Annotated in this window: 28 protein-coding genes; 14 read left to right on the top strand and 14 right to left on the bottom strand. The window is 37.7% G+C overall.

Annotated elements, in window-relative coordinates; translation table 11 throughout:
* Window positions 1-45 precede the first annotated feature (45 nt).
* The gene (locus tag AC1VNJ_RS11230; protein WP_033578057.1) at window positions 46-381 is read left to right on the top strand and encodes a DUF1360 domain-containing protein; all 336 of its coding nucleotides are present in this window, start codon (window positions 46-48) and stop codon (window positions 379-381) included.
* Window positions 382-428: 47 nt separating this feature from the next.
* Here the strand turns inward: AC1VNJ_RS11230 and AC1VNJ_RS11225 are convergent, their stop codons facing one another.
* Together AC1VNJ_RS11225 and AC1VNJ_RS11220 are read right to left on the bottom strand one after the other, a co-directional pair.
* Window positions 429-1,262, bottom strand: a complete 834-nt coding sequence (locus AC1VNJ_RS11225) for a hypothetical protein (RefSeq protein ID WP_033578058.1) — start codon at window positions 1,260-1,262, stop codon at window positions 429-431.
* 139 nt (window positions 1,263-1,401) lie between these two features.
* Complete coding sequence (locus AC1VNJ_RS11220) at window positions 1,402-2,139, bottom strand: BMQ_0737 family morphogenetic spore coat protein (protein WP_028412344.1); 738 nt, start codon at window positions 2,137-2,139, stop codon at window positions 1,402-1,404.
* Between the two features lie 261 nt (window positions 2,140-2,400).
* On the opposite strand from AC1VNJ_RS11220, the gene AC1VNJ_RS11215 reads away from it, so the two are divergent.
* The 5 genes from AC1VNJ_RS11215 to spoVIF all read left to right on the top strand — a co-directional run bounded on the left by AC1VNJ_RS11215 (window position 2,401) and on the right by spoVIF (window position 3,873).
* The gene (locus tag AC1VNJ_RS11215; protein ID WP_028412343.1) at window positions 2,401-2,787 is read left to right on the top strand and encodes a hypothetical protein; all 387 of its coding nucleotides are present in this window, start codon (window positions 2,401-2,403) and stop codon (window positions 2,785-2,787) included.
* 67 nt (window positions 2,788-2,854) lie between these two features.
* The gene (locus tag AC1VNJ_RS11210; RefSeq protein WP_167387307.1) at window positions 2,855-3,031 is read left to right on the top strand and encodes a hypothetical protein; all 177 of its coding nucleotides are present in this window, start codon (window positions 2,855-2,857) and stop codon (window positions 3,029-3,031) included.
* A gap of 61 nt (window positions 3,032-3,092) precedes the next feature.
* Window positions 3,093-3,272, top strand: coding sequence for a hypothetical protein (locus tag AC1VNJ_RS11205; protein WP_033578059.1), 180 nt, complete (start codon window positions 3,093-3,095; stop codon window positions 3,270-3,272).
* Between the two features lie 87 nt (window positions 3,273-3,359).
* The gene (locus tag AC1VNJ_RS11200) at window positions 3,360-3,482 is read left to right on the top strand and encodes a YjcZ family sporulation protein (RefSeq protein ID WP_013055448.1); all 123 of its coding nucleotides are present in this window, start codon (window positions 3,360-3,362) and stop codon (window positions 3,480-3,482) included.
* Between the two features lie 133 nt (window positions 3,483-3,615).
* Window positions 3,616-3,873 carry a sporulation-specific transcription regulator SpoVIF gene (gene spoVIF, locus AC1VNJ_RS11195; RefSeq protein WP_013055449.1) on the top strand — a complete coding sequence of 86 codons (258 nt, stop codon included), beginning with the start codon at window positions 3,616-3,618 and terminating at the stop codon, window positions 3,871-3,873.
* 47 nt (window positions 3,874-3,920) lie between these two features.
* On the opposite strand, the gene AC1VNJ_RS11190 is transcribed toward spoVIF, so the two are convergent.
* Complete coding sequence (locus tag AC1VNJ_RS11190) at window positions 3,921-4,709, bottom strand: M48 family metallopeptidase (RefSeq protein WP_230624603.1); 789 nt, start codon at window positions 4,707-4,709, stop codon at window positions 3,921-3,923.
* A 342-nt stretch (window positions 4,710-5,051) separates the two neighbouring features.
* Window positions 5,052-7,370 carry an ATP-dependent helicase gene (locus AC1VNJ_RS11185; RefSeq protein WP_034267618.1) on the bottom strand — a complete coding sequence of 773 codons (2,319 nt, stop codon included), beginning with the start codon at window positions 7,368-7,370 and terminating at the stop codon, window positions 5,052-5,054.
* A 377-nt stretch (window positions 7,371-7,747) separates the two neighbouring features.
* On the opposite strand from AC1VNJ_RS11185, the gene AC1VNJ_RS11180 reads away from it, so the two are divergent.
* A complete protein-coding gene (locus AC1VNJ_RS11180) occupies window positions 7,748-7,999 on the top strand; it encodes a hypothetical protein (protein WP_033578061.1) in 252 nt (83 codons plus the stop codon).
* Window positions 8,000-8,074: 75 nt separating this feature from the next.
* Here the strand turns inward: AC1VNJ_RS11180 and AC1VNJ_RS11175 are convergent, their stop codons facing one another.
* The 6 genes from AC1VNJ_RS11175 to AC1VNJ_RS11150 all read right to left on the bottom strand — a co-directional run bounded on the left by AC1VNJ_RS11175 (window position 8,075) and on the right by AC1VNJ_RS11150 (window position 11,422).
* Window positions 8,075-8,752, bottom strand: a complete 678-nt coding sequence (locus AC1VNJ_RS11175) for a DUF421 domain-containing protein (protein WP_028412339.1) — start codon at window positions 8,750-8,752, stop codon at window positions 8,075-8,077.
* A gap of 89 nt (window positions 8,753-8,841) precedes the next feature.
* The gene (locus tag AC1VNJ_RS11170; protein WP_154989571.1) at window positions 8,842-9,276 is read right to left on the bottom strand and encodes a GNAT family N-acetyltransferase; all 435 of its coding nucleotides are present in this window, start codon (window positions 9,274-9,276) and stop codon (window positions 8,842-8,844) included.
* Between the two features lie 5 nt (window positions 9,277-9,281).
* Window positions 9,282-9,794, bottom strand: a complete 513-nt coding sequence (locus AC1VNJ_RS11165) for a YjcG family protein (RefSeq protein WP_013055455.1) — start codon at window positions 9,792-9,794, stop codon at window positions 9,282-9,284.
* An 82-nt stretch (window positions 9,795-9,876) separates the two neighbouring features.
* Window positions 9,877-10,602, bottom strand: a complete 726-nt coding sequence (locus AC1VNJ_RS11160) for an alpha/beta hydrolase (RefSeq protein ID WP_098625921.1) — start codon at window positions 10,600-10,602, stop codon at window positions 9,877-9,879.
* A gap of 137 nt (window positions 10,603-10,739) precedes the next feature.
* Entirely contained in the window at window positions 10,740-10,940 is a 201-nt protein-coding gene (locus AC1VNJ_RS11155) for a hypothetical protein (RefSeq protein ID WP_155008528.1), read from the bottom strand.
* Window positions 10,941-11,035: 95 nt separating this feature from the next.
* Entirely contained in the window at window positions 11,036-11,422 is a 387-nt protein-coding gene (locus tag AC1VNJ_RS11150; RefSeq protein ID WP_033578065.1) for a hypothetical protein, read from the bottom strand.
* 172 nt (window positions 11,423-11,594) lie between these two features.
* Between AC1VNJ_RS11150 and AC1VNJ_RS11145 the strand changes: the two genes are divergently transcribed.
* Complete coding sequence (locus tag AC1VNJ_RS11145) at window positions 11,595-12,131, top strand: phosphatidylglycerophosphatase A family protein (protein WP_028412335.1); 537 nt, start codon at window positions 11,595-11,597, stop codon at window positions 12,129-12,131.
* Window positions 12,132-12,256: 125 nt separating this feature from the next.
* Here AC1VNJ_RS11145 and AC1VNJ_RS11140 read toward each other — a convergent pair whose 3' ends face one another.
* Together AC1VNJ_RS11140 and AC1VNJ_RS11135 are read right to left on the bottom strand one after the other, a co-directional pair.
* A complete protein-coding gene (locus AC1VNJ_RS11140; protein ID WP_028412334.1) occupies window positions 12,257-12,736 on the bottom strand; it encodes a GNAT family N-acetyltransferase in 480 nt (159 codons plus the stop codon).
* A 169-nt stretch (window positions 12,737-12,905) separates the two neighbouring features.
* A complete protein-coding gene (locus AC1VNJ_RS11135) occupies window positions 12,906-13,751 on the bottom strand; it encodes a MurR/RpiR family transcriptional regulator (RefSeq protein WP_014461544.1) in 846 nt (281 codons plus the stop codon).
* A gap of 150 nt (window positions 13,752-13,901) precedes the next feature.
* Between AC1VNJ_RS11135 and gnd the strand changes: the two genes are divergently transcribed.
* From gnd to AC1VNJ_RS11110, 5 genes are all read left to right on the top strand, one after another.
* Complete coding sequence (gene gnd / locus AC1VNJ_RS11130) at window positions 13,902-14,801, top strand: phosphogluconate dehydrogenase (NAD(+)-dependent, decarboxylating) (RefSeq protein WP_482640807.1); 900 nt, start codon at window positions 13,902-13,904, stop codon at window positions 14,799-14,801.
* Window positions 14,802-14,826: 25 nt separating this feature from the next.
* Complete coding sequence (gene gntK / locus AC1VNJ_RS11125; protein ID WP_028412332.1) at window positions 14,827-16,368, top strand: gluconokinase; 1,542 nt, start codon at window positions 14,827-14,829, stop codon at window positions 16,366-16,368.
* 278 nt (window positions 16,369-16,646) lie between these two features.
* The gene (locus AC1VNJ_RS11120) at window positions 16,647-18,173 is read left to right on the top strand and encodes an NCS1 family nucleobase:cation symporter-1 (RefSeq protein ID WP_033578068.1); all 1,527 of its coding nucleotides are present in this window, start codon (window positions 16,647-16,649) and stop codon (window positions 18,171-18,173) included.
* A 269-nt stretch (window positions 18,174-18,442) separates the two neighbouring features.
* Window positions 18,443-19,771, top strand: a complete 1,329-nt coding sequence (locus AC1VNJ_RS11115; protein WP_482640806.1) for a GntT/GntP/DsdX family permease — start codon at window positions 18,443-18,445, stop codon at window positions 19,769-19,771.
* 154 nt (window positions 19,772-19,925) lie between these two features.
* Window positions 19,926-20,537 carry a DUF1349 domain-containing protein gene (locus AC1VNJ_RS11110; RefSeq protein ID WP_028412329.1) on the top strand — a complete coding sequence of 204 codons (612 nt, stop codon included), beginning with the start codon at window positions 19,926-19,928 and terminating at the stop codon, window positions 20,535-20,537.
* A 38-nt stretch (window positions 20,538-20,575) separates the two neighbouring features.
* On the opposite strand, the gene AC1VNJ_RS11105 is transcribed toward AC1VNJ_RS11110, so the two are convergent.
* Complete coding sequence (locus AC1VNJ_RS11105) at window positions 20,576-21,196, bottom strand: YitT family protein (protein WP_033578070.1); 621 nt, start codon at window positions 21,194-21,196, stop codon at window positions 20,576-20,578.
* A gap of 172 nt (window positions 21,197-21,368) precedes the next feature.
* Here AC1VNJ_RS11105 and AC1VNJ_RS11100 point away from each other — a divergent pair, with 172 nt between their 5' ends.
* Window positions 21,369-21,818 carry an Lrp/AsnC family transcriptional regulator gene (locus tag AC1VNJ_RS11100; RefSeq protein WP_034269385.1) on the top strand — a complete coding sequence of 150 codons (450 nt, stop codon included), beginning with the start codon at window positions 21,369-21,371 and terminating at the stop codon, window positions 21,816-21,818.
* Window positions 21,819-21,845: 27 nt separating this feature from the next.
* On the opposite strand, the gene AC1VNJ_RS11095 is transcribed toward AC1VNJ_RS11100, so the two are convergent.
* Complete coding sequence (locus tag AC1VNJ_RS11095) at window positions 21,846-22,601, bottom strand: arylamine N-acetyltransferase family protein (protein WP_028412326.1); 756 nt, start codon at window positions 22,599-22,601, stop codon at window positions 21,846-21,848.
* Between the last annotated feature and the right edge of the window lie 99 nt (window positions 22,602-22,700).

Below are 22,700 nucleotides of genomic sequence, written 5' to 3'. Positions count from 1 at the left end.
TTAGCTTTTATTTTCATAAGTTTGTGAATGTACGGAGGAATGAAGATGACATGGATTTATCTAACGCTATTTATCTTTGCAACGTTTCGACTTACTCGTCTAATTGTTTTTGATAAAATTACGGCTTTTATTCGGAAGCCGTTTCACAAAATTGTAGAAGATCAAGATGAACAAGGAAATACGGTAACGTACCTGGAGATAAAAGGGAAGGGGCTGCAAAGGTGGATTGGAGAACTGCTCAGCTGCTATTGGTGTACAGGCATATGGTGTGCGGTAGGGATTTATTTTAGTTATGTAGCGGTCCCGCACATTGCTATTCCTATTATTACGATCTTAGCTATTGCAGGGTGTGCAGGAATTATAGAATCTTTTATGAAATAAATGGACGAGTTAAAAGACATATTGATCGTCAATATGTCTTTTAATGATTAAGGGAAATTTAGCACAACTTTATTTAAAAAAGGAATACCTTCCTGCCACTCTTCACTATAGAAAAAGCCTTCTAGAATAAATGAAGTTGTATCAGTGGAGAGCGGAATGACTACTTGAAAAGAGTCAAATAGTAATTTGCCTTTGGGCTTTAATACTGTTTGCTTAATGGGTTTAATCCAATATTCACCGTCATTTTGAATTTTTTCGTTCCATTTTGGATGAGCGTAGCGCCATTCTAAAGAAGAAGAGGGGACACTAGAAGCTTCAATATCTTTTTCATCAATGATCTTCCCGCTTAACATAGCAGAAGCAGTAGGCTTCATTTTTAAGCAAAGTGTTGGAGAGTATAAAGTACTGCTCGTTTGATTTTGAATAATTACGTTGCCGAACATCATCAGCTCGCTTTCATCTTGTTCTGGCAGCAGTATGGAATGTTGGAAGAAACAGAGGATATCGCTTTTTTCGAACCTTTCTATGGGTTTTTCTACAATCTTTTCAATTACTTTCTCCACGATTTTTTCTTCAATAACGGGCTGTTTCCTTGAAGCTTTTTCTCGAAACGCTTCGGCAATAATTTTTTGTTCGGAAAGCTCGTTTCTCAGTAGATCCAGTTCTTTTTCTAATTCTTCAATTTCTACTTCTTTTTCAGATGTAGAAAGCGTCTCAGCGTGTTTCTTTTTCCAAAACGATGTATTTTCTTTTTCTCGCTCTAAAGCTCGTTCATAGCTTTTTAGTTGGTTTTGCACGTTTCGAATTTCTGATTTATAGTGTATGAGCTTTTGTTTTAATTGAGTTAGATCATCTTTAGGGGAAGGGGAGTTACGACTCATCTAGTAGTCTCCTTTCCTGCTGAGCTATAAATTAATCTGGTCGTTAGAGCTGCCCATAGCAGTTTTATTTATATGTATGCAGAAAGCGCGTAAAGGATGAAAAAAGAGGAGAAATATTCTCCTCTGGCTTTTTATCTTGTTAATCAAATTCGTGATGGTCGAAGCCTGACTCTACATCGTCTCCATCAAAATCATCGTGATGTGGTCTTCCAGGGAAAATAGCATCACATTGAGGTGGATATTCAATAGGTGAGCAGCTGCTTGTAGAAATGATTTCAGGGCGAGGGTAGCAGAAGCTTCCTTCTACTTCAACTTTAACATCTTTTTCAATTTGAACACTTAGGCATAACATAAGATCAAAGCTTAATTGCTGTAAGTGACAATCTGATAATCTGAGAGAACCGTCAGTTCCTTCAAAAGATTCAAGGTGGACAACAGGTTCTGTTCCTTCCGGGGCGCATAAATAGAATGTTTGATGTATTTTCCAAGGAATAACGCTAGATTCAACCTCATCGTGTTTGTGATGTCCATTCAATTCAATTAACTTAACTCGGTAAAAGCCGCTAATTGATAATTTTACTTCATGAAGAACAACAACTTCTCCATCTGGTAACACAATTTTTTTAGGTCTGCGACCACCGTGCGGCACAAGCTCAATCACGTTATCAAGTGCGTCTTCATCTGAAGGATCTACAGGGTGACCTTCACTATCTGTTAAAACAATTTCCACTTCTACGTCATGGCCTAAATCTTTAAGTGCTTCTTCTTCAAATAATGAAGTGTCGTTCGTAAAGATTTGTGGTAAAACAACTTGACGTCTAACCCAGTCGTACACTTTAGGTACGCGGATACATAATGATTCAAAAAGTTCTGCCATTTTTAAACCTCCTAATTGTAATTGTCCTTCCTTTACGCTTTTCGTTACTAGGTATCGGACTACTATAGTGTATGAATGACCTGCTTTTATGTTCCTTAGTAAAAGCGGAATTTATCGGAATAAATCCTAGTTGGAGCGAGCATAAAAAATGAAGGAAATAATAAACTCAATTACAGCATATTCATGTTAATAAAAAGTGTTATTCATCTTTAACTGATTTTTTAGAAGCTGTGGGTTATTTATAATGGAGGAGTGAAGGGCATGAGCGAGGAAAAAACAAAACAATATATTGCTTCATTGAAGTCGGAGTTGGCTTTTTATAAAGAAGAATATCAAAAATTCAAGCACCAAGAATTTGAATATGAAGATATGAAGGAAGAGTTATTGGAATTACAGCAAAAGCATGAAGAAGAAAAAAAGAAGCTAGAGGAAAAAATAGATTGGCTTAAAGCATGCGTCAATGAACAAAAATCAAAAACCGAACAGTCTATTGTACAGTACAATCATCAAGCTCAAGGGACAATTCAAGAACTGCAAAATCGGCTGCGTGAAGTGACAGAGCAAAAGGGAGGAGAAAGACCGAGAGTGAGGAAACAAAAAAACAGCACGGATTTATTTTTGTCCCTGCAGCGCAAAATGGACAAATAAGATAGAACGTCTTTCTTTAGTCCTGAATATAATGTTATAGATAGGATGCTGTGAAAAGGAGGGAAACATGATGTATTATCATTATAATTATAATCCTAATCAATACCCTCAGCCCCTGCCTTATCATCCACAACCAATGACAAAACAATCGGTGAAGAAAGGGCATGCCATTCCTAAGCCAGTCCAGTACCCTTCTCCAAAACAAGGTGGTTGCGGCTGCGGTTCAAAATTACCAAAGCGATAAGCAATAGAAGCATTGTCAATCAGACAATGCTTTTTTACATGGAGTGGAGAGAGGTGTAGAGATGCCGGATTTTTTCGATGAATTTGAACGGTTTTTTGAACAGCATATGATGGGAGAACATCGAAAGAGAATGAAAGAAGTAGAAAAAGCAGAAAAGCAGATGGAACAGCAAGAAAGGAAACTGCAGCAGAATGTAAAAAGACTTGATGAGCAAGATGCTGAAGATCCGTTTGGACAATGAAATTTAATGTACACAGTTGAAAAGCCCATACAATATCATTTGAGTGAACATACAGTATAGAGAGTAAAACAGAGGGGGTGTAATATTATGGGCTGCGGATTTGGCTACGGTGGTTGTGGTTACGGTGGTGGCTACGGCGGTGGTTTTGCGTTAATCGTTGTATTATTCATTCTATTAATTATTGTTGGTTGTGTTTGTTTTTACAATTAATCCCTTCTATGAATAAGGCACCGAAAAGTGCGGGTGAAGTTTCACTCGCACTTTATTTTTTTATTAAATGTAAAGGGCACCATCTAGGCACATGGTGCATACGATGAAGTATAAATAAAGGAGGTCATGCAAAGTGGATAATAATATGTTTAAAAATATAGAAAAGAAAACAGGCGTTAATATGAAGGATATTTTTGAACTTGCGAATTCTGTACAAAATGCTAATTTTAAAGATGAGCAAACGGTGCGTAATATTGTGAAGCGAGTAGCACAAATTGCGAATAAGCCAATTTCAAAACAAAAAGAAGAACAAATTGTTAAGGCGATTGCAAACAATAATCAATCCATTGATTTTGCGACCATCGCTAAAATGCTAAATGAGAAAAAATAATTTAATATTTTTATATAAAGCCCTGAGGTGTCAGGGCTTTTTTCCATTTAGGCAATTTCATTTGTTTGAAATGCGTTAGAATCAAGATCAAACAGTTCGGGATGCTGTTCTAAGTAATTAATTTCTTTAATACGATGAGCGATAGGAGGGTGAGTTGAAGTAGCTTGATTCAACCACATAAAAAAACCTTTTTCCTGTGAGTGCGTATGAACAAATTCTTCCTGATTTACTTTTTTATTTAGACAATGACCAACCGCAAGTATAGTGAGTGCTTGAGTGGCAGCTTTTGCATCACCAATCGCAACGGAAGCTATGCGATCACATGTATATTCACAGGCCCTAGAGTAAGCTTTTCCTAAAAAAGGAACCCAAAGAGCAGGTAGAATAAGTGAGTGGTAGAGTGTGTGCTTACGTTTGATATGAACTAATTCGTGGGCAATGATAAAAGAAAGTTCTTTTTCTTGATTATCTTCAATCATTTCAACAATGTCGGAGTATAAAACGACAAAGTGACGTCCAAAAAAACGTGTAGCAAACGCGTTTAATAAGCCGCCTGATTGAACAATATAAATATCGGGCAGCTCTAAATCCAGCTCTGAAGATAAATGTTTTGCCTGATGATAAGTGTGCGGGAACTGCTTCTCTGTCAATCTAACTCCATTATTGCGAATTTGAGCAATAGAGAAACCGTGTAGCATAAATGTAATGAAAAAACCGATTGCAATGTAGAGAATGCCCACGAGTGAAATAATTAAAAACAAATAGGTTAATAAGCTGATAACCATACACAAAATGAAAAAAATCTTTTCATTTTCATGAATAAGCTTTGCGTTCAATAATGGAACCTCCTAAAATATAGTAATGCAGTACATAACGTAGTGTAACGCATCTACTTATGAATATCTACCTCTTAGTGGAATATTTGGTTAATAATAGAGGTTGAAACGTAAAGAAATCAATCCAATCTAAAGAGGAGAAAATTGGATACATGAGCTCCTACGGGGTCTCATCCCTTCCGCTTTTCCCCAAAGAGCCCTCCAATCAACAGCTAGAAGCAACTAAATATATTAACTCTACATGTACATGACAATAAAAAGTACGAACGGTTAATCAATAATTTTGATTAACCGTTCGTACTTCAATTTGACTAAAATACTTTTGTCCCAGCCTTTTTTGCTTTATACTTTTTTTATAAAAGACTTCAGAAATCTTGAAGGATAAGCGGTTTTACCTCTTCTAGTTTGCGGAACAGATAAGTAAAGTGAATTCTGTGCACGCGTCATGGCTACATATAAAAGGCGGCGTTCTTCTTGAAGCGGCACATCATCTCCGCCTCGATAAGCTTCGAGTGCATAATCATGAGGCAATCCTCCGTCTACGCTGCTCAGTACGTATACATGCTTATATTCAAGACCCTTTGCTCGGTGAATGGTGGTTAGCTGAATACTTTCATTAAATTGCTTGCTTAAAGCTTTCATCTCTGTGTTCATGGCAATCATATGATCCACATGCTCTAACAGTTCAGGTACGGTTTTGAATTTACGTGCTACAACTTTTAAATCTCGCACGTCATCCGAACCTTTTTCCATCATATTTCCTTCATTTCCGCGTTTTTTGACAAAATCATCGAATCCCATATCCTTAGAAATCGTCTCAAGTGCCAAAGAAGGAGACATTGATTTTAGCGACTTGAATAAAGGAATTACTTTCTTGAGCTTTTTTTGCTGAAACGGTTTTAAATCTTGAAGATATTCAAGCGCATCAATAAATGTACCATCATGAAGAATACTTGCTGCTTTTAAGTCATTGACTGCTGTTTTCTTTAAAAAGAGTGCGTTCACTAAATCTTGCAGCGAACTTGCGTCATTTGGATTCACGCTCAAGCGTAGAAATGAAAGTAAACTTCGAACCATTCTTCTTTTATAAAACGAATCCGCATCTTGTTCGATTGAAAATGGCAGGTTTGACTGCGATAAACGTTCAAAGATGGCGCGTGAAGAAGCGTGAGTTCGGTACAAGACCGCGAAGTCAGTTGGAGAAGCTCCTTGCTTAATCTTTTCTTTCATATCCGTTACAATCATTGTTGCTTCTTCTTCTTCGTCGTATGGAAAGAAGAAGGTAGGTCTTAACTCATTATCAAACTGGGCAGCCATTTCTTTTTGTCGGCGCGCTGTATTTCGTGCAATCACTTTATTAGCGGAAGAAACGATGGCGTGAGCTGAACGATAATTTTGGTTTAACGTAATAACAGTTGTATGAGCAAAATCTTTTTCAAAGTTTAAGATGAACGAAGGATCGCTTCCCCGGAAAGCGTAAATTGATTGATCATCATCTCCTACGACACACAAGTTTTTAGAGTCTTCACTTAGCATTTTCATAATTTTATATTGAACTTTATTGATATCTTGAAATTCGTCAATTAAAAAATAGCGAAATCTTTTTTGATAACGAGTTAGCAAATCGGGATTTTGTTTTAGCATTTCATAACATCCATACAGCATGTCATCAAAATCGAATAGCTGTTTTTGCTTTTTGACTTCTTCATAGCGACGATATAAAAAGTGCACATCTTGTTCCCATTTGTCTTTTGGGCGAACATCTTTCACGCCAACAAGCGTGTTTTTCCAATAGCCGATTTGCTGAAGTGCCTGATCAAACGGGAAATCTTTTTCATCCACGTGGAGCTCTCTTGCTGCTTCTTTCACGATCTGTTCTTTTTGCCAATCCCATTTCAGCAGGCGATCCATTTGCCACGCTTGAGGATTGTGATGAACAATCATACGTAAGAAAATGCTGTGAAAAGTTCCAACTAGCATTTGACGAAGATGTAAGCCGGACATCTTTGGATATGTAGCCAATCGTTCTTTCATTTCTTTAGCTGATTTAGCCGTGAAAGTCACCAGCATAATGGATTTTGGATCAATTTGTTTTTCTTGTATCATATATGCGGTGCGAGCTGTTAACACACGCGTTTTTCCGCTTCCTGCACCGGCTAGAATAAGAAGAGGTCCTTCTGAATGTGTAACAGCTTTCCATTGGTTCGAATCTAATTCAATACCGCTCTCTTTAAATTCATTTAAATAAGGAGAGTCAGAGTGTTTAGGAACAGGTGGTTTTGAGCGAAAAGCAGGAACACTTGAAAAAGGCGCGGAAGACCTCCATGTCGCTTTCTCTTTTACAGTTGAATTTTTCTCACCAATAGCTCGTCCTTTAGGAATACGAAATCCATTGGTTTCTCTGTATTCAGCCGGAGTTTCTTTTATTTGTTGTACAGCTGTTGTTTCTGATAGTGTGTCTGAACACTCTTCTCTTTCATGAGGAACTTGAGCATGATAAAAGTAAGGAGAATGTTCAATCCCCAGGTATAATTTAACTGGTTCTCCGCAGTGAGCACATGTTATTTCTCCTCGGAGACTAGCTTCATATAAATATTGAAATCGGTCTCTAGCCGTTATAGCAAGATTAAGTATCTGTTTTTGATAAAGTGCACGTTGCAAAAAACATGGCCTCCTTTGTAAAACATGAACAATCAATAGTAAATAAGAGGGAGTTAAAGCAAGAAGCCGCTCTTGTTCTACATCGATATAGATGTGTATATACGCACAGTTTTTATTCTATAATCAAAGTCTATCATATCAAAATCATCTTTTTTTAAAAAGAGTACGGATATTTTTGGAGGGATACGATGTAAAAAAGGGTATATATTGAGTAAGAGATCACATATGTTCAAAAAAAGGAGGTATAGATACAAAGTGCTATCTGTTTTGAACAAGTCTAGAAGAGGGCGTAAGTGAGCTGTTTCAATGTCGATACTTCTTGCGAAAAATACTGAGGTCCGGGAGTAGAAGGTATCTTGAAAAAGAGGAGGGTTCATATGGGATATATACTGCCCGTCACACCTTATCAATCTATTCAATATGCAAATCGCCTTCAAAAAAATAATGCTTCTTTTTCAAATCGTATTTGGCCTGTCCAGAAAAAAAGCTTTGACGAAGAGTTTGAATCGCGTTCTCACTCATTGGAATTGACGCCAAGCTCCGTACAAAAGCGAAAAAAGCTTCAAGCAGCAGAGCGTGTATACAGCAAGCTAACAAATAAGGGCCTAGTGATTAATACACGGGTATAATAGAAAAAATCGTGAACGCAGCAGAATGAATGCGCTCACGATTTTTAACAAAGTAATGAACAAGTAAAAAACACCTTAGTAAGATTCAATAAAAAGTGTACGGCCCTGCTGCCATTCAGCATAAAGCACCTGTTTATAATCGGTAAATCCCTGTTTTTTTAACTGTTTCTTTAGCCAGTCTTCATCAAAGCCTGACTGAATTAAGTTTTTCAAAAGCAAACGTCCATCACTGACGAAGGCGATAGATAAAACAGGTTCAGAAGGAGGCAGCTGCAGATCGCTTCTTGTTGGTTTAGCATAATCAGATTTTGGCAGTACGCTTAGCGAGCCATCTGTTTCTAAAATTGCATATTCAACTTCACGAATGGAAAATATGTCTTTTGAACGCAGCATATGAAGAAGCTGATCGATATCTAATCGATTTTTGCTAAGTTCTTTGTACGAAATTTTCCCTTTTCGAATAATAATAGATGGCCGTCCTTCTAAAAACAAGCGCAGGCGAATATTTTTTTGAGTAATAACTTCGGTGACATAAATAAGCGCTCCCCAAAAGATAACAGCAAATAAAATTTTGCCTATGCCTACTTCTGAGTCATATAACGCATTTCCTACTAACTCTCCTAATACAAGAGCAGAGATAAAATCAAAAGTGGTAAGCTGAGTGATCGTCGCTCTGCCTAAAAATTTAGTTAAGATAAACAAGCAGATAAATCCGATAAAGAGTTCTAGTGCAATTCCGATAAGTTCATCCATATTTTCACCTAATTCCCATGATTAGGTATTAGTATAAGCAAAGCAAAGGTTCTTATCCTTTAAAAAAGCAAAAACACCAGGTTCAATTCCTAGTGTTTTTTACTTAGTTTCTTTACCATCTCTACATGTGGAATTCCAGCATCCATAAATTCACCTGAAACCGTTACGTAGCCTAGCTTTTTATAAAATCCTTCCGCATGCGTTTGAGCATGCAGCTTAATCTTTTCAATCTCATGCTCTGCTGCGATCTCTTCTAATTTATCCATCAAAAGCTTTCCTACACCGTCTTTTCGATAAGAAGAAAGAACGCAGATTCGTTCGGCTTTTCCATAGTCCTCTACCATACGGAAGCGTCCTGCCCCAATTGGTGCAGTTCCTTTGTATACAACTAAATGCAGGGCTTCGCAATCGTATTCATCGATTTCTTGCTCTACATCAACCTGCTGTTCTTCTACAAATACTTTTTGACGTACGAAGTAAGCATCAGAAGGATCTTGTTTGTTCGTTAGCACTTTGATGTTCAAGTATCTTATCCCTTTCCAAGACGAAATGTTTCAAACACAGTCCATGTTTCATTTTCAAGCTGGTACATTAAATGAAAGCGATCAACTGTTTCTTCATGAGCGACATCTACAAGCTTCAACTGGCTATACACATCTAAGTGCTCATCATCTGAAAGTCGTTGACCAATTGTAATATGTGGAATAAATGAATACTCAGTTGGCTGTTCGAGATTGCCTTCATGAAGTTTATTGTAAAGTGACGTCAGTTCTGGCTTTTGTTCCACTTTTAAGTAAATAACGTTATTGGCTGGTGAAAATGAGCTTACTTTCGTTACATTTAATGTAAATGGATTTGTTTCTTCGGCAATTTTACGCAAATTAGCCGCAATTTCATCAATTTGGTCTTCTGTAGCTTCAAAGACTTCTTTTAATGTAAGATGAGGCGGAATTAATGAATAGTGAGAATCATAGCGCTTTCGATAAGAATTCGCTACATCTTGCAATTTTTTAGATGGAAAAAGTACAACGCCAAATTTCATAAAAAATCCCTCCAAAGTAAGATCATAAAATATGTATAAAGCGAGCTTATTATAACAAATTTTCAAAAAATATGATATCTTTCTACTTCAACATATATTGAAGCGACCGCTTTACGTCTTTTTGCCAGTATTTCCACGTATGATTTCCGTTAAATTCTTCATAGAAAACAGAATATCCACGCTGCTTCATTTGTTCGTGCAACAAGCGGTTAGGCTCAATAAAGTTCAATATACCGTCTTGTGTTGTTTTGACGTCCGTTTCTTCCGTTCCAATAACATGATACAAATCCAGAAGTGAAGGAGAAGCAAATGAGTTGACCGTTTGTAATACAGCATCGTTCACGAAAGGAGAATGCATAATTACTTTCCCGAACGTGTGAGGATACGCAATGGCCGTCAGCAGTGAAACTGTAGCAGCAAGCGAATCACCAATTAGAACACGCGATTTTCCCATTTGATATGTAGGATATGTTTTATCCAAAAATGGCACAAGTTCATGTGCTAAAAAGCGAATGTAAGCATCTACCTGCTTTCCTTCTGGATGATACTTATCGCGTCTGTCTTCCACGCTTTTATATGGAATTCCAACAAAAATAGTACGATCGATTTCTGACTCGTTCATTAAATCATCGATTAAACGAGGTGTACGTCCGTACATAACATAATCTTTTCCATCTTGGGCGATAAGTAGAGAATACTTATAGAGCGTAGAATAGTTTGACGGCAAATAGACTAGTAACGTGAGATCTTCTTGCAGTGCGTCACTATAAAAAGAAATTTCTTCTAACTTCCGCTTACTTTCTGACATGAATAATCGACTCCTATGCATTTGAATGAAAGCGTTACCTTTATTGTAACACATTTTCTAAAAATCGTTCTTTATTTTATTGTAACGAATTTTTTAGCGAATGACGAGAAAGAGGCATGCGTTGCTAAAAAAAGAGGTTAGGACGTAACGAAATGAATTTCATCCAAACATGAACAATCTGGATATATAATCTGGACAGCTTGCTCGGCCGCAGTTGATTTCCGTGCAAGACTCCGCTTTCCGCGGGCGGCCGGTGAGCCTCCTCGTCGCTTGTGCTCCTGCGGGGTCTCACCTGTTCCCATGTTTCCGCAGGAATCTTCGCCTTTCCCTCCAATCAACTGCTAGAAGGAATGAAACAGATAAAACCTGCGTGCACTTTAACAAAAAAAACGAATCATCAATCAAACAGTTTGATTGATGATTCGTTTTTTTGTTAATCTAATTTTTTCATCTTTTTAAACATATCTTTTTCTGCTTGAGTGGCTTTTTCTAGCGGTTTTTTCGTATATTCCTCTTCTTTTTCATCAATCGAAACCAATTCTGTGTCATTTTTTACATAACTTCGGATATTGCGAGCACCGAAATAGCCGTTTACATCTTTCAAAATAGGCTTGTTTTCTTTTTGATCATAAAGAGTATATGAATTCTCTTCTTTAACGATAGCATAGTGATTTCCTGCGAGCAGAGCCACAGCTTCTTTTTCGCTTTTTCCAAAAGTAGACATGAGAAACAGAACGATTAAGACGATAAAGAAAAGGGCTGTTGCGCCAATGAAAAATAATAATAAGCCTCTGCTAAATTTACTTTGTTTTTCTTCCACAGTAGACAAACCTCCTGATTCGATAATTTCATTATAGCAAGTAAATGTAATGAGCGCCTAAAGAGATATGTGACGAGTTTATGAACTCAGGAGGATGAACAAAAAAGGTTTTTAGCGGCTCTCATCGAATTTAGTATAAAGAGAGACAACAACTTGAAAAGGAGAGAGAGACATGACAGCGAAAAAAATCCCAACGAGCAAAGAAGTAGCAAAGGCAACATTTAATTTGCTGGAAGAGCGTGGCGTAACAGTTTTGGATATTGCTGAAATTGTGTATGATTTACAGCTTCCTTATCATCCAGCTCTAACCATTCAGGAATGCGCTGAAAGCGTAGAGAGAGTACTGCAAAAGCGAGAAATTCAGCATGCCCTTCTAGTTGGAATCGAACTTGATAAGTTAGCTGAGCAAAATAAATTATCAGAACCTCTTCAAAGTATTGTAGAACAAGACGAAGGGTTGTTTGGCGTTGACGAAACGATTGCTTTAGGTGCCGTTTTAACCTATGGCAGTATCGCTGTTACGACCTTTGGCTATTTAGATAAAGTAAAAGTAGGTATTATTGAAAAGCTGGACTGTAAAAAAGAAAAAGGAGTTAATACCTTTTTAGATGATTTGGTAGCGAGCGTAGCTTCTAGTGCGGCAAGTCGTTTGGCTCACCGTCAGCGTGATGAACAAGAACAGCTGCAAGAAGGCAATCCGGCTACGTAATAAACTTCTTTTAGTATGTATATAAGCTGCGTAAATTAACGCGTTAAAATGATTTAGTCTTTTATTTGAATAACGGAGGCTAGGCACGTAGGAGATACGTGCCTAGCCTCCGTTAATGGAACGATTTATGGCTGTAGTGAAGTAGTCATAAGATAGCTTAAGTTTTCCAGTCCAAGACTTTCATAAAAAGCACGTGCTTTTTCGTTAAATGCCCATACGGTAAGCTGGAGGTCATTTGCTCCTTTTTGTACAGCCCACTGTTTCGTAGCAGAAAAAAGACCTTTTCCTACCCCATAATTTTGAAAGCCTTTTTTTACACCAAAATATTGGATGTATGCTGTGTAGGAAAGCGGAGCTAACGTGGTGGGAGGGTTATATTTTAATTCAACAACAGACGCTCCAATAATTTGATTTCGATATTGAGCTACAAGAATATCAATGGTTGCATAATAAAGGGTAGCTTGATATTGTTCTGGAGATAAAACAGCCATTTGGTTATCAAACATAGAAGGAAGCGCATTTGCGTGGAGTTCTAGTGATTCCCCTAATATTTTATTTACTTCTGTATAATCATCTAGTTTTGCAGTGCGATAGATAATATCCATACACACTTCACCTACTTTTTAAAAGTTGTGCTTTATCATATGTAGCAACTTAGAAAATGTTAAATGAGAATGAAAACCTGAAAATTTTAAGTGAAGAACCGCACTAAACAGAGCATATATTTTATGCTCTGTTTGATGTTGTAGTTGAAGAATATATAAGGGCGAAACATTAAATTCTAGTTTCAGCAATAGCATCGCGTACTTTTTCAAGCGAGTGTTTAGAGGTGTCTTTATTCGCAATCATTACATTAACATACAAAGCATCAATGAGGCTTAGCTGTCCAATTCTCGAGGCGAGAGCTTCAGATCGATATTCGGTTTCTTCTGAACTTGTATAAAGAGAAACGTCAACGTTTTGACTTAATGGAGATTTAGGAAAACCCGTGATCCCGATCGTTTTGGCACCGTTCGCTTTTGCTGTATTTAAAATGTTCATCGTGTCTTTATTTGTTCCAGAATGAGAAATCACTACCGCTACATCTTGTTTCGTCAATTGAGAAGCGGACATAAGCTGGAAATGGGAATCGATAAATGCAAACGTTTTAATTCCTGTTCGCACAAATTTATGAAAAGCATCCATAGCCACGACTGAAGAGCCTCCCGTGCCATAAAATTGAACTTTATCGGCCTTCATTAAAAGTTTGACGGCTTTTTCAATAGCATTGCCCTCTAGTATTTGTAATGTATTCTCAAGCGTTCGCACGTTGGAGCGAAAGATTTTTTCAGCGATCGTTTTTTCATTATCCGTTTCAGCAATTTCCTCGTGAATCTGCTGAATAGGCGTCATAATTTCAGCAGCCAGCGCTATTTTCATCGCCTGATAGCCCTTGAAGCCAATTCGTTTACAAAAGCGAAAGACTGTTGCATCAGCTACATTTAAATCGTCTGCTACTTCGTTAATGGTACTGTGAATAATTTGTTCCGGCTGTTCTAAAATATAATTTGCAATTTTTTTCTCTTTTTCACTGAATCTAGCATAGTGAGAACGAATTTTTCCTAAACAATTTTGCGTCATAACTGATGTTCCTTTCCACGAATTTAGTAGTAAAAAGAGTATAGCACAAAAATATGTGTGAAAAAAAATTTCTTGTAAACGATTGCAAAATGAAAAATAATTCGTATAATGGAGGTAATGTGAAATTTTTTTTCAAAGGGAGTTTGTAAAATGAAAATTGGATTAATCGGTTTAGGAAAAATGGGATATAATTTATCATTAAATTTAATGGACAATCATCATGAAGTTGTAGCTTATGATGTGAATAAAGAAGCGGTAGAAAAACTTTCAAATGAAGGAGCAGCTGGTGCCTTTACTATTGAAGAGTTAGTCAACGAACTGCCTGCTTCACCTAAAGTTGTATGGGTTATGGTTCCGGCTGGAGAAGTAACGGAAAATGTGATTACAGAACTAAAAGAACTTCTGTCAGAAGGAGATATTGTAATAGATGGAGGAAACTCTAATTATAAAGAATCTGTTCGACGTGCTCAGGATCTTCAGGAAAAAGGTATTTACTTCTTTGATGTAGGGACAAGCGGCGGAATGGAAGGTGCAAGAAACGGAGCGTGTACAATGATTGGCGGAGATGCAGAAGCATTCCGTACAATTGAACCAATTTTTAGTGATATTTGCGTAGAAAATGGATTTATGTACGCAGGCAAAAGCGGAAGCGGTCACTTTTTAAAAATGGTTCATAATGGTGTAGAATATGGAATGATGCAATCCATTGCTGAAGGATTTGAAGTTCTGGAAAAAAGTCAGTTTGATTTCGACTATGAAGCCGTAGCGTGCGTTTGGAATAACGGATCTGTCGTTCGCTCTTGGTTAATGGAACTAACGGAAAATGCGTTTTCAAAAGATCCTAAACTAGATAGTATTAAAGGAGTCATGCAGTCTTCTGGTGAAGGGAAATGGACCGTAGAGACTGCCCTTGATCTTCAAACGGCAACTCCTGTTATTGCTTTATCGCTAATGATGCGCTATCGTTCATTAGAGGAAGATACATTTACAGGAAAAGTTGTAGCAGCACTTCGAAATGAATTCGGCGGTCACGGTGTTGTAAATAAGTAAAGTAGTAAAGTAGGGGGACAGCAGCATGAGCAAAAAATATGCAATAGGTGTAGATATCGGAACAACGAGTACAAAGTCTGTATTATTTTCAGTAGACGGTACAGTCATTGCTAACCATGGGATTGAGTATCCACTATACTCGCCTACGCCCGCGATGGCTGAGCAAGATCCTGAAGAAATTTTTCAAGCAGTTGTACGTACCATTCAAACGGTTGTAAAAACAAGCGATGTAAAACCTGAGGATATTTTATGCGTTTCATTCAGCTCAGCTATGCACAGTGTTATTGCCGTTGATCAGCAGGGAAAGCCGCTGACAAAATGTATTACGTGGGCCGATAATAGAAGTGCAGAATGGACGGAAAAAATTAAAAATGAATACAACGGCCATGAGATTTATTTACGTACAGGCACGCCTATTCACCCGATGTCGCCACTTTCCAAGCTAACATGGCTTTCTAATGAACAGCCTGAATTAGTGAAGGGAACACATAAGTTTATTTCAATTAAAGAATATGTATTCTTTAAGTTGTTTAACGAATATGTGATCGACTATTCGATTGCATCAGCAACAGGTTTATTTAATCTGAAAAATCTTGCGTGGGATGAAGAAGCATTAAAAGTAGCAGGTGTGACGACAGATCAGCTATCCACTCCTGTTTCAACTATGCATCAAGTGAAAGGGCTAAACACAGAGCTTGCAGTTGAGATGCACTTACTGCCGGATACGCCCTTTATTGTAGGTGCAAGCGATGGCGTATTATCAAACTTAGGTGTAAATGCGATTGAACCAGGCGTTGTTGCAGTAACAATTGGGACAAGCGGAGCTATTCGAGCAGTCACTGACAAGCCAGTAGTCGATCCTAAAGGTCGTATTTTCTGTTATGCGTTGACAGAAGACCACTGGGTAATTGGCGGCCCTGTAAATAACGGAGGCATGATTTTTAGATGGGCTCGTGATCAATTTGGAGCGTCGGAAGTCGAAACAGCTAAACGTCTTGGAAAAGATCCATATGAAGTATTAACGGATATTGCGGCTTTAGTGAAACCTGGAGCAGACGGCTTATTGTTTCATCCATACCTGTCAGGAGAGCGTGCGCCGCTTTGGGATGCAAATGCTAAAGGTTCGTTCTTTGGCCTAGGTTTGCATCATAAAAAAGAACATATGATTCGCGCCGTATTAGAAGGCGTTATTTTTAACTTGTATACGGTATTATTGGCACTTGAAGAGTTAATTGGAGAACCTACTAAAATTCAGGCAACAGGCGGATTTGCACGTTCCGCACTTTGGCGCCAAATGATGGCAGATATTTTTAACCAAGAAGTATCCGTGCCGGAAAGCTTTGAAAGTTCATGTCTAGGAGCAGTTATTCTTGGCTTATATAGCCTTGGCGAAGTCGACTCATTAAACGTTGTTTCTGATATGGTTGGAGCGACTAATCATCATTATCCAATCAAAGAAAACAGTGAAGTATATAAAGAGTTAACGACTATCTATATTCGTTTGGCTCGTTTATTTAAAGAAGAATACGAAAGCATTACGGCTTTTCAAAAAAAATACGTACATTAAGTTCAAAAATCATCGCTTGAAGCTTTCAGGCGATGATTTTTTGTGTGTTAGGTTATCTAACAACCAAAAGAGTTAACACTACACAATATATAAAAGTTCCCTCAAATAATGTTACAATTTGTCCAGTGTATCCCTGTTTCGCATTAAATATAATAAGGAATAACGTTAGTATTTATCACATACTAGAAGGAATCGTCACAAACGCCTTTATATTTCAGAAAATTCAAATAAAATTTGTTTTTTGAAATGAACTTATTTTATGAAAAGGGGTTTTATGGATGAAAACACAAATCGAGCAAGATGGAATTGTGACGCTCACAGATGAGACGCACAATCAGCTGAGCGGAAGCGATCTTTGGAATGAAGATTTACGTCCTACTACGATGAAAGAACATTCTTGGAAAGGAGTTAACTTTGCCACGCTTTGGATTGGGATGTGTCTGTGTATTCCAGCTTACACAATGGCGAGCGGAATGATGACGCTTGGAATGAACTGGTGGCAGGCAATTGGTACAATCTTTTTAGGAAATGTAATTGTTCTTATTCCTATTTTGCTTAATTCTCACGCTGGAACCAAGTTTGGCATTCCTTATCCGGTATTTGCCCGCCTGTGGTTTGGAGATAAAGGAGCACATATCCCAGCACTGGCTAGGGCTATTGTGGCTGCTGGATGGTTTGGAATTAATACATGGATTGGAACGGAAGCAATTGATACACTGCTAAGCGCTTCATTTTCATCTTGGAATGGTTTAGCTGGTCATACAGCCATTGTATTTGCTCTCTTTTGGCTTTTAAATGTAGGAGTGGCGTATAAAGGACCGCAAGCAATTAAAGTGTTAGGAGCGATTGCTGCTCCGGTTATTGGTATTTCAGCTATTATTCTTTTTATATGGGCTTATACAAACTCAGGAGGGTGGGGACCCATTTTATCTACGCCTTCTAAATTTACATCCACCGGAGAATTTCTAGCTGTATTTTTCCCTGCTTTAACCGGAGTCATTGCATTTTGGGCTACGCTCGCTTTGAACATTCCGGATTTTTGTCGATATGCTAGAAGCCAGAAATCCCAAATGGTTGCGCAAACCTTCTCCTTGCCGTTGACGATGAGTGTTTTTTCATTTATTGGAATTGCTGTTACCTCGGCAACCATCGTTATATTCGGAGAAGCTATTTGGGATCCAGTGGCGTTAGTAGCTAAATTCCCTCCGTTTATCATTTTCTTAGGAACAATCGTTATCGTGCTTTCTTCTTTAACGATTAATGTGGGAGCAAATATTGTGGCGCCGGCCCGTGCAATTGAGAATCTGAATCCAAAGAAAATCACGTTTGCGATGGGAGCGCTAGTAACCGGTATCTTTGCTATTTTGCTTCAGCCATGGTACATCATGTCTAATTTCGGGAATTATATCTTTGGATGGCTTGGAACATACGGAGCGCTGCTTGGTCCTATAGACGGGATCGCCATTGCTGACTACTGGCTTGTAAGAAGGAGACAGATGGCATTAAAGGATTTATACGAGGTAAACGGTCGCTATAGTTATTCAACTGGTTTTAATAAAAACGGTATTTATGCATTAGTAATTGGCGTGGCCATACCTGTTTTAGGCTTACTGATTCCTGGACTGCGCTTTTTATGGGATAATGCCTGGACATTTGGTCTATTCATTTCTATCATCGCCTATACGTATCTCATGAGAGGAGATAAAAGTGTATTAGCGCCGGGAGAATATGAAGAAATAACGTTAAAAACAAGCGAAAAACCAATTATCGACAGTCAAACCGCTGATCCCACCATCACTAAATAAATAAGATAAATCCAATCATTAACATGATTGGATTTTTTTGTGCGTTGAAACTCTATGGAAGAAAATTGATAAAATTTTTTTGAGTTTTTTTATTGATTTAAGAATTTTTTTTTCATATAATTTAAGTAATAAAAAGATGAAATCGTTTTCTGATTTAATTAATGTAAACGATTTCGATAATTAAAACGTATTTTTTAAAAAATTAACAGGTTTAGAGCTTTTTTGCTACATAAAGAAAGCGTTTACTTAAAGGGAAGGTGGAAAGCAAGATGGATGCATACTTATTAGCTATTACGGTTGTCGCAATTGTTATTGTTATTGTAGGTGTTTCAGTTTTTAAATGGCATGCGTTTATCAGTTTAACGGTTGCGAGTTTGTTTTTAGCAATTGCTTCTGGGTTATCAATGGATAAAATTGTTGCCGCTTACGAAACGGGAGTGGGCGGTGTTTTAGGACACTTAGTAGGAATTTTAGCACTGGGAACAATTTTAGGTAAGCTGATGGCTGATTCAGGCGCTGGCATGCAGGTAGCGGATTATTTTGTAAGAATATTCGGTGTGAAAAGATTGCCTTGGGCAATGCTAGTAGCAGGTTTCATTATTGGTATTCCTGTTTTCTTCGAAGTAGGAATTTTAATCTTACTGCCTTTAGTTATTTCGATTCATAAAACAACAAAACAAAATATATTATTCATTGCTCTGCCAGTTATTGCAGGATTATCAATTGTTCACGGTCTCGTTCCTCCTCATCCGGGAGCGATGGCAGCTATTAGTATTTACGGAGCAAATACGGGGAAAGTGCTTTTATACGCGTTAATCATTTCAATTCCAGCAGCAGTTATCGCTGGACCAGTTTTTGCAAAATGGGTTAACAAACGAGTAATTCCAGAAGGAGAGCCGGATTTAATTCGTATCACGACAACATCTAAAGATCTTCCTGGTACAGGCGTTTCATTCTTTGTTATTTTACTTCCTGTTTTATTAATGGTTTTAGCAGCAATAGTGCCTATTATTAACGGATTGCCAAGCGGCGTAGTGAAGTTTGTAGAATTAATAGGAAGTCCATTAATTGCACTTTTAATTTCTTGTTTTGCAGCGTTTTACCTGCTTGGAAAACGTCAAGGTATGACAAAAGATGTGATTAAAAAACTAACGGAAGAATGCTTGCTTCCTGTAGGATCTATTGTCTTGATTATTGGTGCAGGCGGTGGCTTCAAACAAGTATTAATCGATAGTGGAGTAGGTACAACGATTGGTCAAATGTCTGAACATCTATCTCTATCACCACTTGTACTTGCATTTTTAATTGCTGGATTAATCCGTATCGCTACAGGTTCAGCAACAGTTGCATTAACAACAGCGGCGGGTATTGTTTCACCGATCATTGAGCACATGTCTGGTGTTAATTTAGAACTTCTGGTTATTGTTACGGGCGCGGGTTCACTAATGTTCTCTCACGTTAATGATGCTGGATTCTGGATGGTGAAGGAGTATTTAGGATTAACAGTAAAAGAAACGTTCAAAACATGGACTGTTCTGGAAACGCTTCTATCCTTTATTGCTTTTGCAGGAGCACTTATTCTAAATGCAATAATCTAAAAATAAGACTCTTTTACTCTATGTAAAAGAGTCTTATTTTTTTATGAAAGAAAAGAATTTACTAGAAAAATAATCAAAATATTTTATTTATTCGTTAAATTATGGCAAAATAGAAATAGAAGAACAATAGCTTCTAAGAAGGGAATGACAGAGAGTGAGTAATCAACTAGTATTTTTCACAAACTTTTCAGAAGGAAAATTAGATTCAGACGTTTCTTGGTATTGTCCACCAGCTCAATTTCAAATTGATACGGAAACGAATCGATTAGTGATTAAAACAGACGCTAAAACAGATTTTTGGCAGCGTACTCATTATGGCTTTGAAGCGGACAATGGACACTTTCTTTATCGTGAAGTAGAAGGCGACTTTGAAATCATGACAAAGGTGCATACATATCCAGTTAATCGCTACGATCAAGCAGGTCTCATGATTCGTGTATCAAAAGATACGTGGATCAAAACGTCAGTTGAATACAATCCCGATGGCCCTAACCAATTAGGAGCAGTCGTAACCAACCAGGGCTTCTCAGATTGGTCCAGTCAAAATTTTACTCAAAACAAATCAGCGCTTTATTTTAAAATTCAGCGCAAAAATGATGATTACACCGTTTGTTATTCAAGTGATGGAGATTCCTGGACTCAGCTCCGACTCGCTCACTTATTGCACTCATCCAAAGAACCTGTTCAAGTTGGGATTTACGCTTGTAGTCCTCAAGGAGAAGGATATGAGGCCCAATTTGATTTTATAAAAGTAGAAAAGCTTTAAACGAAAAACACGATTTAGTCACAGCTAAATCGTGTTTTTTATTTAGAGAGTACATTATCTAAAGGCTGTGTGGCAGCAGTGGGTGTCGATTGATTGTGTAAAGCAATTTTTTGTTTGAAATAGCTGATGACAAACCCTGTAATCGCAATGGACATAACAGAGAAAATTCCTTTTGAAAATCCAATTGAATACATGCTCGACAGCACGACGAGGAAATCAAATGAAAAATTCACTTTTCCAGGATCCCAACCGAATTTTCGCTGCGCGAATAACGCTAGAATATTAGCACCCCCAAGAGAAGCTCCGTTCATAAATAAAATGGATAAGCCAAGACCGGCAATTAGTCCGCCCGTAACAGCACCCATCAGACTGGGAAGTGTAAAAGCAGGAAGCAAGTGATCGAGTGAAGTGAGAAGTGATAGCAAAGACACTGATCCTATAGTTGTGACGGTAAATTTCCATCCCATTTGAAAGAAGGAAAAGAGATAAAAAGGAATATTAATGAGAAAAAAAATCACCGCAAACGACAAAGGAAGGGCATATGACAAGCTAAGAGACAGACCAGCTGTTCCCCCCGTCACTACGTGAGAGTGCCGCAAGATAAGAACACCAATACTTGCAATCGTACATCCAAGAATAATCCATAAAACTTTTTTCATAAATAAACCCCTTTGTTTGTTTTTTCGGAATTTTCATTTTCAATTATCTACTTTAATGATAGGATATTAAATAAAGAAAACACATGTATAAATGAAGGAAATAATACTTGTTCTGTTATCAACTTGAATAAAGATTTTATTTATTATATTCATTTTGAAAGGAAAGGTTTGTATGGATCAAATCGATGCACAATTATTGTCTATTTTGCAAAGAGACGGGCGTATGACGATTAGTGATTTATCAAAAAAGCTGGCTCTTAGCCGTCCGAGCGTATCAGAAAGGCTGCAGCGCCTTCAGGAACGAGGAGTGATACAGCGTTTCAGCGCTACGGTGTCTCCGAAAGCTTTAGGGAGAGATACACAGCTGTTTATTCAAGTAAGCGAATTAAAAAGAAAACCAGAGGAATTTGAAGACTTTATTGAGCAAAATGAAGATGTGCTTGAATGTCATCGCGTAACGGGACCGGTTTCTTATTTTATCAAAGCAGCCGTGTCTGGAATGGATGGACTTAGAATGCTCGTGGATGAACTGATTCCTTATGGAAATGTGAATACCTCAATTATTTTAAAGTCGCCTGTAGAAAACAGGATGATTACTCCTATACAAAAACCGACCCCATAAGAGGCCGGTTTTTTGTGTAAGGACATATTAATAAAACCCTTTAATAATATAAAAATGATTTTGCAAAATATCAGGAACTTCTTCTTCTGAAACGTTTCTTTTCGTCTTTTTTCCGCTGTCTGTTACAGTTAGTGTTTCACCAGAGAGGGTAATTCGCCCTGTAGGTGTTGCGATCGTAACAAGGCGTTTGTGTACAAACGGAGAATCAGCTGACGTTTGATTGAACTCACACATGGGAGTAAAGTCTGTCAGTTTCTTAGGAAGCGTAGACACACGGTACAGCGTTTTCCATACATCATCTTCCCATCGCTGCAAATCATACATATGCTCAGCAACGTTTGTCATACGATAAGAGCCGCTTACATCTCTTACTACTTCGCCATTTAAAGGCATTGGCTTGCGAACAGAATCTCCAAATCCAACGTCTACGATATAAGACTGATTTTTAACCGTCACAAGGTTTGTAGCGTGACTTCCTTCAATGGTCCACGTGCCATCGGGTTTTTTGACGGTAGCTGAAACGTACGAGACTTCATAACCGCTTTCTTTTAACAGCCAGCCAAATAAACCGTTTAATTCGTAGCAAAATCCTCCGCGCAAATTTACAATTACTTTTTGAAAGATCCGTTCTAAATCAATGATAATAGGAGTTTGAGACAAAACGTCTAAGTTCTCAAACGGAACATGAAGCATATGCTTGTTCTGTAAAGCAGCTAAGTTTTCATACGTTGGACTATCCGGTTTCTTAGCTAAAAACCGACTAAAATAATAATTAATATTCATCAAATACACCTCTTAGTGAATCATTTCTCTTTGTCTTTAAGCTTAGCAGAATATTCATGTAACAGCGTTTTTTCAATGGTTTCTTTGGAAGTAAATTCT

The organism is Priestia sp. 3CA3 (assembly GCF_056836725.1).
This window is presented reverse-complemented; position numbering and strand designations above follow the sequence as displayed.

Excerpts from the sequence above, each read along its gene's own strand:
- AC1VNJ_RS11120 (WP_033578068.1), top strand. The coding sequence starts at position 16,647 with ATGAAAACACAAATCGAGCAAGATGGAATTGTGACGCTCACAGATGAG.
- AC1VNJ_RS11105 (WP_033578070.1), bottom strand. The coding sequence starts at position 21,196 with ATGAAAAAAGTTTTATGGATTATTCTTGGATGTACGATTGCAAGTATT.
- AC1VNJ_RS11200 (WP_013055448.1), top strand. The coding sequence starts at position 3,360 with ATGGGCTGCGGATTTGGCTACGGTGGTTGTGGTTACGGTGGTGGCTAC.
- AC1VNJ_RS11165 (WP_013055455.1), bottom strand. The coding sequence starts at position 9,794 with ATGAAATTTGGCGTTGTACTTTTTCCATCTAAAAAATTGCAAGATGTA.
- AC1VNJ_RS11180 (WP_033578061.1), top strand. The coding sequence starts at position 7,748 with ATGGGATATATACTGCCCGTCACACCTTATCAATCTATTCAATATGCA.
- AC1VNJ_RS11140 (WP_028412334.1), bottom strand. The coding sequence starts at position 12,736 with ATGGATATTATCTATCGCACTGCAAAACTAGATGATTATACAGAAGTA.
- AC1VNJ_RS11145 (WP_028412335.1), top strand. The coding sequence starts at position 11,595 with ATGACAGCGAAAAAAATCCCAACGAGCAAAGAAGTAGCAAAGGCAACA.
- AC1VNJ_RS11100 (WP_034269385.1), top strand. The coding sequence starts at position 21,369 with ATGGATCAAATCGATGCACAATTATTGTCTATTTTGCAAAGAGACGGG.
- AC1VNJ_RS11175 (WP_028412339.1), bottom strand. The coding sequence starts at position 8,752 with ATGGATGAACTTATCGGAATTGCACTAGAACTCTTTATCGGATTTATC.
- AC1VNJ_RS11135 (WP_014461544.1), bottom strand. The coding sequence starts at position 13,751 with ATGACGCAAAATTGTTTAGGAAAAATTCGTTCTCACTATGCTAGATTC.
- AC1VNJ_RS11230 (WP_033578057.1), top strand. The coding sequence starts at position 46 with ATGACATGGATTTATCTAACGCTATTTATCTTTGCAACGTTTCGACTT.
- gntK (WP_028412332.1), top strand. The coding sequence starts at position 14,827 with ATGAGCAAAAAATATGCAATAGGTGTAGATATCGGAACAACGAGTACA.
- AC1VNJ_RS11220 (WP_028412344.1), bottom strand. The coding sequence starts at position 2,139 with ATGGCAGAACTTTTTGAATCATTATGTATCCGCGTACCTAAAGTGTAC.
- AC1VNJ_RS11205 (WP_033578059.1), top strand. The coding sequence starts at position 3,093 with ATGCCGGATTTTTTCGATGAATTTGAACGGTTTTTTGAACAGCATATG.
- AC1VNJ_RS11160 (WP_098625921.1), bottom strand. The coding sequence starts at position 10,602 with ATGTCAGAAAGTAAGCGGAAGTTAGAAGAAATTTCTTTTTATAGTGAC.
- gnd (WP_482640807.1), top strand. The coding sequence starts at position 13,902 with ATGAAAATTGGATTAATCGGTTTAGGAAAAATGGGATATAATTTATCA.
- AC1VNJ_RS11095 (WP_028412326.1), bottom strand. The coding sequence starts at position 22,601 with ATGAATATTAATTATTATTTTAGTCGGTTTTTAGCTAAGAAACCGGAT.
- AC1VNJ_RS11115 (WP_482640806.1), top strand. The coding sequence starts at position 18,443 with ATGGATGCATACTTATTAGCTATTACGGTTGTCGCAATTGTTATTGTT.
- AC1VNJ_RS11225 (WP_033578058.1), bottom strand. The coding sequence starts at position 1,262 with ATGAGTCGTAACTCCCCTTCCCCTAAAGATGATCTAACTCAATTAAAA.
- AC1VNJ_RS11215 (WP_028412343.1), top strand. The coding sequence starts at position 2,401 with ATGAGCGAGGAAAAAACAAAACAATATATTGCTTCATTGAAGTCGGAG.
- AC1VNJ_RS11210 (WP_167387307.1), top strand. The coding sequence starts at position 2,855 with ATGATGTATTATCATTATAATTATAATCCTAATCAATACCCTCAGCCC.